Source organism: Halodesulfovibrio sp. (genome assembly GCF_015482765.1).
Taxonomy (GTDB): domain Bacteria; phylum Desulfobacterota; class Desulfovibrionia; order Desulfovibrionales; family Desulfovibrionaceae; genus Halodesulfovibrio.
The window spans coordinates 1-13,337 of record NZ_JADMLB010000003.1; the positions used below are offsets into that span (position 1 = coordinate 1).

A 13,337-nucleotide genomic window follows, 5' to 3' on the forward strand; every position below is an offset into this window, starting at 1 on the left:
GTGGCTTAACTTGGTGTCCACATTTTCGTTGTAGGATCATAATAACTTTATTTCTTCATCATCCGCATCATCAACCATTTTATAAATCTTTCCTCGTAGCTCCTTTCCCTCAGCCTCGTGATCATTATTAAACAACTCGCCAGTCGCTACCCCGAGCCCATCAGCTAGCTTGTTGATTAACGTTATGGTTATGTTAGCCTCACCACGTTCAAGTTCACTAATATACTTAGCTCCTGAGTCAGCAGCTGTTGCAAGCTGTTCCTGAGTCATATTTTTTGCTTTACGTAACGTCCGTACTCTTTTCCCGAACATTTTCAAATCACTAGACATGAGATCCTCCTATAAGAACATCATCTCCTTTGAACGAGTACACCAAAACATCTCATAAAATGACTTTTATCATAAAAAACTTGCTATAGAGAGAATTTTGATTGGCTTTACCTTTCTATTTGAAGAATAATCACAAAAAAGTTTGCTATAAGATGAAAAAACTCTATCACGCCTTCTCCTATAAAACTCTGATGTATCAACTCCCTACCTAGAGACTGCAACAACCTGTATGAAGTACCCATATGGGGTGTTGCCATTAAAAAGTATTTCCTTCCCTCTTGAAAGCGCTCCAAACAACCTACCCATCCCCCTATAAATGCTACAGTACGCCCGACAATAACATACCACCTATCCCTCGCACGACAGCTCAAGAACATCGTCACATCCTGCGCACACCTGTTTCACGCCAGTTTAGATAAAAAATGATGCTATCCTGCTTTAAAAATATTTTTTTGTAACAAGATACGCATAACTAACCACCAGTTATGAGCAGGGGTATAAGCTATGGACAGTTCACATCACGCTATGACGACTGAGGAATTTATTAGAAAAGAAGTTTTCAAATCTTCTGGTTCCTCTAAAAGAGACACCAGAACACGCCGAAATGATTTACAAACCGAATATTGGAAGGTTATTCCTAACGAAGGGGCATGCGAAAAATGCCAAGCGATGGGAGAAGGTGTCCATTGGGAAAAACCAGAACGCCCTCATCCTAATTGCAAATGCCAAATCAAACCAGGATCAATAAGGGTTGGGATATTTGGAAAACTAGAGGGATGGCGAGATACTTCATCTGATACATTTACTGCAGGTCAAAGTATCAAGGTCATCATTATAAACAGAGGGCTAGGACTAGGTGGCGTTTGGGTTACAGTGGACGGGACAGTAACAAGGTCAACAGGGCACATGCGATATGGTTCATCGAAAACTTTCCACTTCAGCAAATTTGGTGAAATCCCTCTCACGTGGCAAGTAGAATTAATGTCTGACGGTGCTGATGAATGTTTTTTTGAATACAAAATACGGAATTAAAAAATGAATTTCTTTATCTCATTACTATTAATAATTTTATCAAGTTCTTTAACATATGCACAAAGCATCATTCCTGTTTCATGTGATGAAATTGCTAGGATATCTATTTGCCAAGCAAGGACATCTGAACCACCTGTCCTCACAAACGAATATCCGTATGTATACCCAACGACCTTCTGGTTTAAACCCGAAGCTGCCCAAAAATATCATGAATTTACTGATCCAAACCAAATTGCAACAATCTATCCTGATGGAAGAAGAGTTGAATATAGACCTTTTCTTTTATCAACTCCTTCAGGGATTGTTGCGAGTGATACGCCGTACAAAACATGTGTTAACTCCAGACAAATACACATTATGTTTAAATCAAAAGAAAAAGCATTTGAAGCAGCACGGAAGGTATGTCCCCAAATAAAACCAAAAGCGTTTTTTGTGTATGACTATCTTGAAGAAAAACATCGAAGAAATAGCAAAAACAGATAGGTATTAGATAACGAAAGGGCATGTGAACTTCCACTTCATTGGCAGGTTAAATTACTGTCTGACAATACTAATAAATATTTACTTGAATACAAATCAGGAAGTAAAAATGAATTTCTTTATCTCATTACTATTAGTAATTTTATCAAGTTCTTTAACGTATGCACAAAGCATCATCCCCGTTTCATGTGATGAGATTGCTAGGATATCTATCTGCCAAGCAAGGACATCTGAACCACCTGTCCTCACAAATGAATATCCGTACGTATACCCAACGACCTTCTGGTTTAAACCCGAAGCTGCTCCAAAATATCATGAATTTACTGATCCAAACAAAATTGCAACAATCTATCCTGATGGAAGAAGAGTTGAATATAGACCTTTCCTTTTATCAACTCCTTCAGGGATTATTGCAAGTGATACGCCGTACAGAACATGTGTGGGTTCCAGACAAATACACATTATGTTCAAATCAAAAGAAAAAGCATTTGAAGCAGCACGGAAGGTATGCCCAAAGATAAAGCCAAAAGCTTTCTTTGTGTATGACTATCTTGAAGAAAAACATCGAAGAAATAGCAAAAACAGATAGTTGCTAGAGAACGAAACAAGGGTGACACATCGTCACCCTTTTTTGTATCTATGCTCTGGCTTTCACCTGTTCAACAGCAACAGAATTGACTATACTTTGCCAACTTATTAATCCCATCTAATAAAATATTTATGCCTCAGAGAGAATCATGAAGCAGGACAAGAAAAAAGCACTATTCATAGCCCGAAAGATGTTCGCAGAGCTTGTATTCGACGTTCAACGTCTTGAAGGAATGCCGTTCACCATGCCAGAGGTACAAACGTACCTTCAGGGTATTACAGTTGGTGGACATAAGATTTCCGATGAAGAAAAGCTAAAGCAGCAGATTCTCGGATGGGAGAAAGTCCTTGAGCTAGTTGAGGGTAATACGTTTACCCTGACCAAAGAAACTGCATTTGCCATTCAGTCTATTATTGCGAAAGACGAAGCTTTGAAGATTGGTAAGTTTCGCTCTGGCGGTGTCGGTATTCAAGGGACAGACTATACACCACCCAAAGCAACTGAATTGGAAGAACTGTTTCCAAAAGTAATGGAAGAAATCGACGAGATTGAAGACCTTCGGGAACAAGCTTATCGAATCCATTTAGATTTTGCTCGTTGCCAGTTCTTCTATGATGGAAATAAACGGACAGGGCTTCTCATGGCTAATGGACATCTTATGAGTAATGGCTATCCACCATTATCCATTCCAGCTAAGAAACTAACTGAGTACAACGCAGGAATGATTAAATTCTATGATGGTGGGGATTACACGGAGATGATGACATTTTTAAAAGCATGTCATGAAACCATGTATCGGAAATTTGAATAGGCTAATCTAGAGAGAAAGGACTCTGAAATGAGCACCGCAGTATTAGTCATTGACGTTCAACATGCTTTATTTTCTCCGAAACCAAAACCATTTGAAGCAGAAAAAGTCATTAGCCGTATCAACTCAATAACATCTTGGGCACGAGCTAAAGACTATCCTGTAATCTTTATTCAGCATGAACAGGCTAATTCACCACTAGAGTTCAAAGCTACAGGGTGGCAGCTTCAAGGCAATTTAATGTCACAGCCTGATGATCTATACGTTCGTAAAACCACACCTGATTCATTTCTCAATACAACACTCAACTCTGTATTAAGCGATTTTCAAATAAAGCACCTTATGGTTTGTGGGTATGCTACTGAATTCTGTATTGATACTACAACACGTAGCGCAGCAGGTTTAGGCTATTCAGTAGATCTAATTGCTGATGCCCATACAACCCATGACAAAAAACATGCAAATGGTGAACAAATCCGTCAACATCATAATTGTACCTTACCAGCCATTTCTAGCTTTGGTGTAAAGATTGCTGCAAGGTCAACATCAGACATTGTGGATTGCTAATTTCCCAATCAATAACAACTAAAAAGGGTGGCTCATGAGCCACCCTTTTTCATTTTTCTTAAATGGTTACAGAACAAATATGCAATTACAGGCATAGTATACATATGTATACAGCTAGCAAGTTATAGTTAGTCATTTCAACAACTTGCTTCACAGGCTATTTATTCACCATAATATCCAAGATCACTTTGTCAGTTTCTGACATGCCGGCACTACCGAGACGACCAAGGTTTTTGATGCATATTTCGATATCATCATCAACAATGCCGTCACTTCCCGGAACAGAAGTACCTTTCATCGCCAACAGCGCTGAACTGATAGCAGCTTCAACACTGGAAGCAACCTTCAGTGCGCAGGATGTTTTCGCACCATCGCAGATCATACCTGCGATGGTGCCGACCATATTTTTAATGGTACGTTCAACCTCTTCAAGACCACCGCCAAGAAGCATAATAATGCCGCAACCAGAGCCGGTTGCAGCGAGAATTGCACCACATAAGGCGGAAAGTCGTCCGAGGTGATGCTTCAAGTGAATAGATGTCAGGTGACTTAAAATAAGAGCACGCGCCATTTCCTCTTCAGACTTATCCAATCTGCGAGCAAAAGCAGTCACAGGAATTGTTGCGGTAATCCCTTGGTTGCCACTTCCTGAGTTGCTCATTACAGGCTGCATAATACCGTCCATACGTGCATCGGAGGCCGCTGCAGCAAGACGAGTTGCAAATGAGGTAATATCATCAGAACGTAAGCCAAGCGCAATGTCTTCATCCATTGAACGCCCTACTTTCAATCCAAAATCATGCTCTAGACCTTCAGCGGCAATGGACTCATTCAGACGTGCCGCCTCAAGAATAAATGAAATATCGTTAAAATCTGTTTCCTTAGCAAATTCATATATTGCGGCTACGGATAATGGCCATGCATCATCAGAAGCGTCTTCTTCAATCAGCGGAGTACTTTCAATAACTTCGTTATCTTTAGTTACTTCTACAATCGCTGTATGAGTACGAGCAATCGTGCAAGTCGCAGTATGGCCATCTGCTTCAACAATCGCTTTGGCAAACAATAATTCTTCTGTCTTGGCGAGTTCAACCTTTACATGACCGGCAGCCATGAACTGTTTAGCTTCTTCCACAATTTCCGGAGTGAGATCACGCAGCACTTCAAGCTGAAGCTCAGACTTACCACCCAATGCGCCAACAGCCGCAGCAATATCAAGCCCTGTCATGCCAGTACCCGGCACACCAACACCCATGCCATTTTTAAGCAGGTTGCCACTCACCTGAACAACAAGACTCTGTGGCTTTGTGCCAAGAGCTTCAACTGCACGAGCAGCTGCCAATGCAGCGGTTACCGGCTCTGTACAACCAAGTGCCGGAACTACTTCACGATTCAGAATAGCGATAAATTCAACCCATTCTTTTTTCATAGTCATTGTGTCTCACCTAAATCTATTTATATGGAATACCATTCGTTCTGTACTGAAAGTAAAGGTCACTTTAAGCGTTTTATGTAACACCATGATAAGGTGTAGTAACTCCGTAGAAAGAAACTCGCATGGCCGTCAAGAAGCTTTCACAAGCTCTCAGTCTGGAAAAAGTAACCTGACCCTATCAACCAAGTATTGCGTGCAAACTCTCTTCTTATCTATCGATGCCCCATGCCTGACCTATCCTACCAAACTATGGATATCCCTCAAGCGACTCACAATGAACATCATTTGTATCAGAAAACTAACGCGAAAAAAAAGACTGCTGCACACATTTCGTTCATGACTGGTACAGCACTTGTGCTAATGGTACAATAGGGAAAACCATCAGATTCCGTATTTTCTTTGTTTTTACAAAATGGTGAAATTAATGAATAATTATCAAAAAATGCAACAGATACTCCAACATTTCGGTAAACAGGTTGCACTAGACTCACTCAAGCTGAATGACGAAGGGAGTTGCAGGCTATTTTTTGACAATGAGGTCGAGATAAATCTGGAACTGGATGACGCAACAGACAGCCTTTTGCTTATCAGTCCTATAGTAAAGGCAAACGAAGCGCTTTATGCTGATATGCTGGAGCTCAATCTGTTCTGGGGGCAGCTGAAAGGCTGTAGATTTATTCTGCTAAAGAATGCTGGAGTACTCGCACTGATGAGAAGACTTTCAGTAAAAAGACTGGATCAACAACATTTTGAAAAGACACTGGAAACTTTTTTAGAAACTGTTTCTATCTGGAAAAAAGCTTTTGAAGACAGCCCTAAAAAAGAACAGCATGCAGCCTGTGGCTGGAACCCGCACAGTATCAGTGGAAGTGCATAAAAAACTCCGGCAGCATTTGCCACCGGAGCATTACTTTCTATCGAGCCTTGATTTCACAGGCATCAAGTAGTTCAACATTCGGCTCATAGACCATTTCTGCATCTTTAAAGATCACGCCGCCGCACCCTGCGCGCTTTGTCCATGTCTTAATCCAGCGGTCATAGGCTTTTTGCGTCGAAAATGACCGAGAATGGAAATACTGAACCGGACGCATGTACAACGTTACTTTATCCAACAACATAAAAGCATCAGCAAGCATGTTTATCTGAGTCCATAATGTAAACGGACTTTCCGCTTCCGGCGCGTACATATCGTAAATTCGAAAATGCGGGTTCCCCTTCTGCACAGGAATGATCACGCCATCTGCATGAAAAGGTCCTTTCATTTTTTCACTTAACAATGATGTAAGCTTTTCAAACTCTTCCAAAAGATGCTCCATCCCAGAAAGAGCAACTCCTTCAGAATCAATAACTTCTTTTGTTACACCATCTATAAAAACCCGTTTTCCAAGGTAACGGGCACAATGCATTGTGCCACCAAGGGAACCGTTATGCGCTTCTGTAAAAGCGTCTATGTCAGACCCGTACGTTGCACAACGAAACGGGCTCTTTGCCATTTTTGCAATTGAAAGATCCATACTCTCTCCAACATCAATATAATCTGAACAAAAAAAGTTCATAATCGTTCAGGCTGATTTCTCACACTACACACATTCACGGCACTCTATCAACAGGCAGAATGGCACTGGTATAAGCCATTTTCCACCGTGAGTAACCGCTTTGTGAGTGTGTTACCTTTATTTTTAAACGCGTTACCAATTCGGTTGCCAAAAAAGATACTTTGGCAGTACAGTAAGCCGATTTGTTTTAATTGTATGCTCAAACAGTTGCGCCATTTCAAGAAGCTGATGGTGGTGCACAATTGTGCAAGCTTCAAATGAGTACAACGGTTGCGCTGTTTGGCAATTGAGGAGTCTTATGCTGACAACAACTCAAGCACCTGATGGTAAGCCGGTTTACCAGTGCGACAAATGCGGAAGAGACGTTGTGGCGCAGGATATTATTGTGACCTTTAGTGGTGACTTCTGTCCTGACTGCTACGCCAAAGAGCAACAGGATAAATCTTCCTAATGATTGAGGCAGAAGGTATAACCCTTCTGCCTCTTTTTTATCTTTCCTAAAGAGTAGCGTAAGGCTACAACCTGCCTCAGACAAGTAATCAAACAACTATCCGGAGCAAATATGATGTCATCACACTCTCATGCCAACGTAGTTGACCTTACCCACACAATTACCGAAGACATGCCAGTTTACCCCGGCACCGACGCTCCGATAATTGAACAAGGGACAACCGTTGCTAAAGAAGGCTTTGCCGAAAAAAAATTAACATTCTTCTCCCATGTGGGAACTCACATGGATGCACCGGCTCATATTTTTGAAGATAAAAAAACATTGGATGCACTTCCTGTTTCCACATTCACCGGTTCTGCATGTATTATAGATGTTGCAGGAAAGAATGTTATTACGAAAGACTACCTTCAGCAGCATGACGACCGTATTTCTCACTGTGATTTTGTTATCTTTTCAAGCGGCCATGAAAAACACTGGGGAACTGAAACATACTTTTCTCCGTTTCCAACGCTGAACAAAGAAGCTGCCAATTGGCTCACAACAAAAAATCTCAAAGGGCTAGGCATCGACGCCATATCCTTTGACACCATGGACGTTACCACACTGTTCATCCATGAAATTTTGCTTGGCAGCGGTATGGTGCTTATCGAAAACCTCAGAAACCTTGATCAGATCAAAGCACCCGTCTTTACCTTTGTGGCTCTCCCGCTCAAAATTAAGGAAAGTGACGGCTCCCCTATTCGAGCAATCGCGATTCTTCCATAATGTTACTATAAAAAAGCCCTGCATAATTGCAGGGCTTTTTCATTCCTAATACTTCTTCATGACGCACGAAAAATTAGCTTTTCTTTGAAGCCTGTTCCATGAGTTGGTCACGAATCCATGTAAGCCAAAAATTATACGCTTCCTGATGAAAATTTGCAGACAAAGGATTCATAAAACCATGCGCAAACGGTGTAATATAACACTGTGCTAACGGATAATCCTGTAATTTTCGAGCCACGCTTTCCACGTCAAACGACTCCTCATTATCAGAGAAAATCAACTCAACCGGAACCTTAGGTGTAGAGTCTGTCATTGTTCTTATTGATGAACCATAAAAACAAAGCGCACCGTGGATATGTTCTGACAGTTCAGCACAGCACGCAGACCAAACAGCACCAGCTCCTGCACTAAAACCAACAAGATAAACAGGCTCCTGTGCCTGTTTCACAGCGTCAATAACTCGCTTAGCGTATGCATCATGCCCGCACACAGCACTATATTTCTGATACGCCTCTTCTTCACTTGTGAAAGCAGGATCTGTCCCGTCATAAGGATCGACTACAGTCACTGATTCTGCTGTTTCTTCATAAAAAGATACCATGGAATCTACATGCGGTGTCTTTCCCCATATTTCTGTTACAAAAATAATATGCATTATTTTTGCCCCCTTATAATAAAGCTAATGCAATATTCATTAGTGCTTTTTCGCCCCACTTATTCGATGTGGGAATCGCAGTTATTGCATGGATAAATAATTATATTTTGAAACACGGCCTTTGCACCAACCCCCCTGTAGGCATGAGGTTGATCTGCAAAAAATCGTGTTTTTTCTCCCTGTTCGAGTGCATGCCATATGCCGTCAAAATAAAACTCGAGTGTTCCTTCCTGAACAATCACATGCTCAATAACACCAGGCTGGTGAGGAGAAGACTGCTGCTCATGATCACAACACAGGGTAATTTCGAACACTTCCATCCTTGTGTCAGAGGAATAAGGAAAAACTGTTTGAATCTGCATTAATGGATCGTGAGGAAACGTGACAGACGGTTCCTTTTTTTCTGCCTGCCCTGAAAAAAAGGAAGAAAACGATGTTTCAAACCCGCTGGCAATTTTCCACAACGTCCCAATTGTAGGGCTGGACTCCCCACGTTCTATTTGTCCGAGCATTGCCTTAGAAACACCAGTTTTTTTCGCTGTTGCGTCAAGGCTCCAGCCTCGGCGTGCCCGTAACATCTTTAACCGTTGCGAAATTTGTAAGACAAATGCCTTAGAATTCATCAAGTTCTCCCAAAAAAAGATTGTACGCTATAGCGCACAATAGTACAGAAAGTCATGTCGTACGTTATAACGCACAAAACATATCTCAAGCGGAAGGAAAACGCATGCTAAATAAATTGTCAATCAGCCATATCTCATCAGGACTCGCGGCAATTCTTGTTGGATACACATGCTCTGTTGTACTTGTCATTGAAGCTGCTATGGGAGCTGGAGCTACCCCCGTCCAAGTGGGAAGCTGGCTTTTTGCCATTGGGATCGCTTCGGGATTAACCACAATTTTCTTTTCTATGCGATACAAAGTTCCTGTACTGACAGCATGGTCTACCCCCGGAGCGGCGCTACTTGCAAGCAGCGTAACGGGGTTTTCCTTATCTGAAACGATCGGTGCTTGCATCATAACGGCACTCCTCATTATTCTGACCGGCGCTACAAAATCACTTTCCACCTTTATTCAAAAGATTCCAACAGCACTTACTACTGCAATGCTTGCCGGCATCCTCATTCCGTTTGGTATCAAAACATTTACACCGTGGGAAAGTACTCCCATTCTCTTTGGAAGTATGCTTGCAGCCTACTTGATCGGCAAACGATACTACCCTCGATACACAATGCTTATGCTCATTCTTGTTGGTGGATTTGTAGCATATTTTCAAGGTACTCTGCCGCTGGGGGACAGCCCGCTTGCAGTAACAGCACCCGTCTTTATGTCCCCTACATTGACTATCCCCTCTATTGTAAGCCTCAGCATCCCCTTATTCCTTGTGACAATGGTTTCCCAAAATATTCCTGGCATTGTAATGATTCAAAGCCATAATTATTCTGTCCCGTTTCCCAAAATCCTTTTGGGGACAGGCTTCATGAACCTCATTACAGCTCCGTTCGGAGGTTTTACCTGCAACCTTGCTGCAATATCAGCAGGAATATGCATGGGGGAAGAAGCTGATGCTGACCCGAAAAAACGCTATCTGGCATCAAGCAGTGCTGGTGTGTTCTACATTCTTGCCGGTCTGTTCAGCACAAGCCTTGTCGCTCTTTTTGTGGCAATGCCTAAAGAATTAACCCAAATGCTGGCAGGATTTGCCCTGCTGGGTATCATTCAACGCAGTCTATTTCTGGCAATGGATGATGAAAAAGTACGGGAAGGTGCTTTAATCACCCTGCTTATTACGGCTTCGGGCATTACCTTTATGGGGATAAACGCACCTGTATGGGGATTGCTGGCAGGGTACATTACCAATCGCTACTTCAACCCTTCAACATAACAAAACACTGTCCATCAGCTACGACGTCTCACGTAGCCTCATTATGCTCCTGCACATACCGATAGTCCCATCTACGTGCAGGAGCTTTTTTTACACAAAAAAACTCCGGAAAATGCAGTACGGGCATTCTCCGGAGTTTAGATTGGTAACTACATTTCAGCGCCAAAAACTAAAACGTCATCTCGTCGCTTTTCATGACCTTGATAATGAATGAAGTCTGAGAACAATTCATCCTGCTGTGCCTCCATGCTTTCATGCTGTTTCTCAATAACTGCTTTAAACCGTTTTCGACCGAACGGCAGTCGGCGATCCCCACCGACTTGGTCAATAAGACCGTCAGTAAGCATATAGAAGCGATCCCCCTTCTCCAACGAAATAGGCTGGTTCGTAAAAGCAAAATCCTCTGGAGTTTTGTTCATGCCTACACCCTTTTTATCTCCCTTGTACTCAACAAGAGTACCGTCTTTTTTACAAAGAATAAGATAATTTCGAGCGCCGGAGAAAACCATTTCTTTTCCGGAATTAGCAACATAAACAAACGAGCAGTCCATGCCATCATCAGGGCTTGCTTCTGCATCGTTTCCAGCAAGTGCAAGCTTAATCTGTTTATTCATTTCAGTTAAAATTCCAGCCGGATCACGCTCAAATTTTGAAGAATCCAATCTGTCGAGCAAAGACTGTACAATAAGAGTCATAAACGCACCGGGAACACCATGTCCTGTGCAATCAATTATTGCGAGGAAAAAGCCATTCTCTGTTTTTTTAAACCAGTACGAATCTCCCCCTACACCGTCACGCTGCTTCCACAACAAAAAGGAATCCTTGAATACAGATGCCACTTCGTTTTTTTCCGGCAGAAAAGCTTTTTGGATCACTTCAGCATAATCAATAGAGCCTTGAATCTGCTTTTGCGCATCCTCAAGCATGGACATTGTTGTTTTCAACTCTTTTTGACGGCTACTGATCACGTGTCCCATCCAAAACATATTATGCCGCAACTTCTGCAACTCATCCTGACTTGCCGGTTCAGGCGGAACTTCATTAAAAGGATTAAGGTTCCCGTTCTGAATATCAAGACAAAGGCCATTGAGTTGTTTAATCGGGAACAAAACAACAAGATACGTTACAAGCTTTGAAAGCGGCAGCAGAGAAATAAGCCCTAGTATTGCCCACAGCCCAAGCTTATCCAGCAACTCTGTACGGGTGAGTGTTTCGCCGGAAATTAAAATTGTCAGCGGGGCTGCTACAAGAAACAATGCGAGAAAGAAATTCATTTTCAATCCAACATTAAACCAACCCACACCATCCAGCACTCTCTTAGCAAACGACATTACTATCTCCTTGCCTACGTAGAGTTAGTCGAGACAACGCCCCCTTCCACATAAGCATTTATACATACGACAGGTAGAAATTTTCTACGCTGCGGCTTCAACAGGAATGTGCCCCTGCTGGTGAAACTCATCAATAACTGTACACAAATTTTGTGTATGACTGGTCACATATTCTACAACATCTGAGGCCTGTGTTGATATTTCAGCAGTATGCTGAGAAACATCACTAATGCCTTGAACCAGCTGTTCCATTCTGCGCGATGCTGCCACCTGCTGTTCAACTGCTGCAGCAATATTTTGATTTTGCGATGATGCACTGCCAGCCAGCTCAACAATATCTTCCAACGATTTTCCAGATTGTTGTGACAAATCGTACACTTCTTCCAGTTTCTTACTTGTCTCATCAACGCACAAAGCATTTTCCTTGATCACATCACCTATTGAAAACATGATCTTACGCACATCTGCTGTCGCATTTACTGTCCTTTCAGCAAGCTTACGTACTTCATCAGCAACAACAGCAAAGCCCCTTCCTGCTTCACCGGCTCTTGCCGCTTCAATTGCCGCATTCAATGCTAAAAGATTCGTTTGATCTGCAACATCTTCAATCAACTCGATTACATCTGTAATTTTTGCAGCCTGCACACTCAGCTCATTCATATTCCCCTGAAGCTCTGAGTGAGATGCTTTCATATGCTCAACAGCTTTCAGGTTACTATGCACGACATCTGCACTTTGTTCGGCAACACTGATGGTTCCCTTTGCGTTTTCTGCCGTCTTATGTGTGGTAATTGAAATCTCTTTTGCAACGATGGTAATTTCTTCCATCGCGGTTATTGCTGTTACAAGGTCATCTTTTTGCTCCACTGCACCTTTAGTAACATCCCCCATCAAAGCAAACAGGCGGTGTGAATTATCTGTTAAGCCATTAGTTATCCCTTCCAGCTTATCCGCAGCTTGGGCAAACGCCTCTGCCCTTGAACTGCTTGCTTTTTCAGCGGCTTTTTCTGCCTTGCGCAATGCGCGTACTGTTGTTCTGGACTCTTTGAACGCTTCTTTTTTTATTGTTTCCATTTCGTCTCTATATTCACGCGCAATGGTAAACACTCGATTCAGAGAACCGGAAAATTCATGTAAAAACGTATTTGCGGAAACAGTATGTGTAAATTGAAGGTCGTCATCTGATGCATTCTGACACGAAGAAAGTAATCCTGCTAAAGGATTCCCCACTGAAAAACGAACCCACAGCCCAATTCCGAAAAGGACTATCACGCCAGCCAAAATGGTTATTCCGATAAAAGGATATAAAGAAAAGGTAGCTGCGCCTGCTCCAAAACTATACCCTGCTCCCCCGCCAAGACCCGCTGCAATAAGGCATACTATCCAAAAAAAGACTGTCGTCTTAACCTGTAATGCAGCAGCTCCCCCTCGCCAAAACAATAGGTTGTTCACA

At 42.3% G+C, this 13,337-nt stretch carries 16 protein-coding genes; 9 read left to right on the plus strand and 7 right to left on the minus strand.

Annotation, left to right across the window (positions count from 1 at the left end; all coding sequences use genetic code 11):
- Positions 1–36 precede the first annotated feature (36 nt).
- On the minus strand, positions 37–330 hold the full coding sequence (locus QZY95_RS00135) for a helix-turn-helix transcriptional regulator (RefSeq protein ID WP_290917656.1): 294 nt from the start codon (positions 328–330) through the stop codon (positions 37–39).
- A gap of 504 nt (positions 331–834) precedes the next feature.
- On the opposite strand from QZY95_RS00135, the gene QZY95_RS00140 reads away from it, so the two are divergent.
- The 5 genes from QZY95_RS00140 (at position 835) to QZY95_RS00160 (ending at position 3,806) form a co-directional block, all read left to right on the plus strand.
- Positions 835–1,362: a hypothetical protein gene (locus tag QZY95_RS00140; protein WP_290917659.1), complete on the plus strand. Its 528-nt coding sequence runs from the start codon at positions 835–837 to the stop codon at positions 1,360–1,362.
- Between the two features lie 3 nt (positions 1,363–1,365).
- Positions 1,366–1,845: a hypothetical protein gene (locus QZY95_RS00145; RefSeq protein WP_290917662.1), complete on the plus strand. Its 480-nt coding sequence runs from the start codon at positions 1,366–1,368 to the stop codon at positions 1,843–1,845.
- Positions 1,846–1,951: 106 nt separating this feature from the next.
- Entirely contained in the window at positions 1,952–2,431 is a 480-nt protein-coding gene (locus QZY95_RS00150; protein WP_290917665.1) for a hypothetical protein, read from the plus strand.
- Between the two features lie 148 nt (positions 2,432–2,579).
- Complete coding sequence (locus tag QZY95_RS00155; RefSeq protein WP_290917668.1) at positions 2,580–3,242, plus strand: Fic family protein; 663 nt, start codon at positions 2,580–2,582, stop codon at positions 3,240–3,242.
- A gap of 27 nt (positions 3,243–3,269) precedes the next feature.
- Positions 3,270–3,806 carry a cysteine hydrolase family protein gene (locus tag QZY95_RS00160; protein WP_290917671.1) on the plus strand — a complete coding sequence of 179 codons (537 nt, stop codon included), beginning with the start codon at positions 3,270–3,272 and terminating at the stop codon, positions 3,804–3,806.
- Between the two features lie 157 nt (positions 3,807–3,963).
- On the opposite strand, the gene QZY95_RS00165 is transcribed toward QZY95_RS00160, so the two are convergent.
- Positions 3,964–5,241: an L-serine ammonia-lyase, iron-sulfur-dependent, subunit alpha gene (locus QZY95_RS00165; protein ID WP_290917673.1), complete on the minus strand. Its 1,278-nt coding sequence runs from the start codon at positions 5,239–5,241 to the stop codon at positions 3,964–3,966.
- A gap of 424 nt (positions 5,242–5,665) precedes the next feature.
- On the opposite strand from QZY95_RS00165, the gene QZY95_RS00170 reads away from it, so the two are divergent.
- Entirely contained in the window at positions 5,666–6,118 is a 453-nt protein-coding gene (locus QZY95_RS00170) for a type III secretion system chaperone (RefSeq protein WP_290917675.1), read from the plus strand.
- A gap of 37 nt (positions 6,119–6,155) precedes the next feature.
- Here QZY95_RS00170 and QZY95_RS00175 read toward each other — a convergent pair whose 3' ends face one another.
- Entirely contained in the window at positions 6,156–6,755 is a 600-nt protein-coding gene (locus QZY95_RS00175) for a hypothetical protein (protein ID WP_290917677.1), read from the minus strand.
- Positions 6,756–7,095: 340 nt separating this feature from the next.
- Between QZY95_RS00175 and QZY95_RS00180 the strand changes: the two genes are divergently transcribed.
- Together QZY95_RS00180 and QZY95_RS00185 are read left to right on the plus strand one after the other, a co-directional pair.
- Positions 7,096–7,248 carry a hypothetical protein gene (locus QZY95_RS00180; RefSeq protein ID WP_290917680.1) on the plus strand — a complete coding sequence of 51 codons (153 nt, stop codon included), beginning with the start codon at positions 7,096–7,098 and terminating at the stop codon, positions 7,246–7,248.
- A 111-nt stretch (positions 7,249–7,359) separates the two neighbouring features.
- On the plus strand, positions 7,360–8,013 hold the full coding sequence (locus tag QZY95_RS00185) for a cyclase family protein (RefSeq protein WP_290917682.1): 654 nt from the start codon (positions 7,360–7,362) through the stop codon (positions 8,011–8,013).
- Between the two features lie 73 nt (positions 8,014–8,086).
- Here QZY95_RS00185 and QZY95_RS00190 read toward each other — a convergent pair whose 3' ends face one another.
- Positions 8,087–8,668, minus strand: coding sequence for a dienelactone hydrolase family protein (locus QZY95_RS00190; RefSeq protein ID WP_290917685.1), 582 nt, complete (start codon positions 8,666–8,668; stop codon positions 8,087–8,089).
- A 59-nt stretch (positions 8,669–8,727) separates the two neighbouring features.
- Positions 8,728–9,291 (minus strand): XRE family transcriptional regulator, encoded by a 564-nt coding sequence (locus tag QZY95_RS00195; protein ID WP_290917688.1) that lies wholly within the window; start codon positions 9,289–9,291, stop codon positions 8,728–8,730.
- A gap of 104 nt (positions 9,292–9,395) precedes the next feature.
- Between QZY95_RS00195 and QZY95_RS00200 the strand changes: the two genes are divergently transcribed.
- Positions 9,396–10,553 (plus strand): benzoate/H(+) symporter BenE family transporter, encoded by a 1,158-nt coding sequence (locus QZY95_RS00200; protein ID WP_290917690.1) that lies wholly within the window; start codon positions 9,396–9,398, stop codon positions 10,551–10,553.
- A gap of 149 nt (positions 10,554–10,702) precedes the next feature.
- On the opposite strand, the gene QZY95_RS00205 is transcribed toward QZY95_RS00200, so the two are convergent.
- Both QZY95_RS00205 and QZY95_RS00210 read right to left on the minus strand, forming a co-directional pair.
- Positions 10,703–11,884: a PP2C family protein-serine/threonine phosphatase gene (locus QZY95_RS00205; RefSeq protein WP_290917693.1), complete on the minus strand. Its 1,182-nt coding sequence runs from the start codon at positions 11,882–11,884 to the stop codon at positions 10,703–10,705.
- An 84-nt stretch (positions 11,885–11,968) separates the two neighbouring features.
- Positions 11,969–13,336: a methyl-accepting chemotaxis protein gene (locus QZY95_RS00210; RefSeq protein WP_290917696.1), complete on the minus strand. Its 1,368-nt coding sequence runs from the start codon at positions 13,334–13,336 to the stop codon at positions 11,969–11,971.
- Position 13,337 lies beyond the last annotated feature (1 nt).

Bases quoted from the DNA above. Each gene is read 5' to 3' on its own strand.
- QZY95_RS00135 (WP_290917656.1), bottom strand. From the start codon at position 330: ATGTCTAGTGATTTGAAAATGTTCGGGAAAAGAGTACGGACGTTACGT.
- QZY95_RS00140 (WP_290917659.1), top strand. From the start codon at position 835: ATGGACAGTTCACATCACGCTATGACGACTGAGGAATTTATTAGAAAA.
- QZY95_RS00145 (WP_290917662.1), top strand. From the start codon at position 1,366: ATGAATTTCTTTATCTCATTACTATTAATAATTTTATCAAGTTCTTTA.
- QZY95_RS00150 (WP_290917665.1), top strand. From the start codon at position 1,952: ATGAATTTCTTTATCTCATTACTATTAGTAATTTTATCAAGTTCTTTA.
- QZY95_RS00155 (WP_290917668.1), top strand. From the start codon at position 2,580: ATGAAGCAGGACAAGAAAAAAGCACTATTCATAGCCCGAAAGATGTTC.
- QZY95_RS00160 (WP_290917671.1), top strand. From the start codon at position 3,270: ATGAGCACCGCAGTATTAGTCATTGACGTTCAACATGCTTTATTTTCT.
- QZY95_RS00165 (WP_290917673.1), bottom strand. From the start codon at position 5,241: ATGACTATGAAAAAAGAATGGGTTGAATTTATCGCTATTCTGAATCGT.
- QZY95_RS00170 (WP_290917675.1), top strand. From the start codon at position 5,666: ATGAATAATTATCAAAAAATGCAACAGATACTCCAACATTTCGGTAAA.
- QZY95_RS00175 (WP_290917677.1), bottom strand. From the start codon at position 6,755: ATGGATCTTTCAATTGCAAAAATGGCAAAGAGCCCGTTTCGTTGTGCA.
- QZY95_RS00180 (WP_290917680.1), top strand. From the start codon at position 7,096: ATGCTGACAACAACTCAAGCACCTGATGGTAAGCCGGTTTACCAGTGC.
- QZY95_RS00185 (WP_290917682.1), top strand. From the start codon at position 7,360: ATGATGTCATCACACTCTCATGCCAACGTAGTTGACCTTACCCACACA.
- QZY95_RS00190 (WP_290917685.1), bottom strand. From the start codon at position 8,668: ATGCATATTATTTTTGTAACAGAAATATGGGGAAAGACACCGCATGTA.
- QZY95_RS00195 (WP_290917688.1), bottom strand. From the start codon at position 9,291: ATGAATTCTAAGGCATTTGTCTTACAAATTTCGCAACGGTTAAAGATG.
- QZY95_RS00200 (WP_290917690.1), top strand. From the start codon at position 9,396: ATGCTAAATAAATTGTCAATCAGCCATATCTCATCAGGACTCGCGGCA.
- QZY95_RS00205 (WP_290917693.1), bottom strand. From the start codon at position 11,884: ATGTCGTTTGCTAAGAGAGTGCTGGATGGTGTGGGTTGGTTTAATGTT.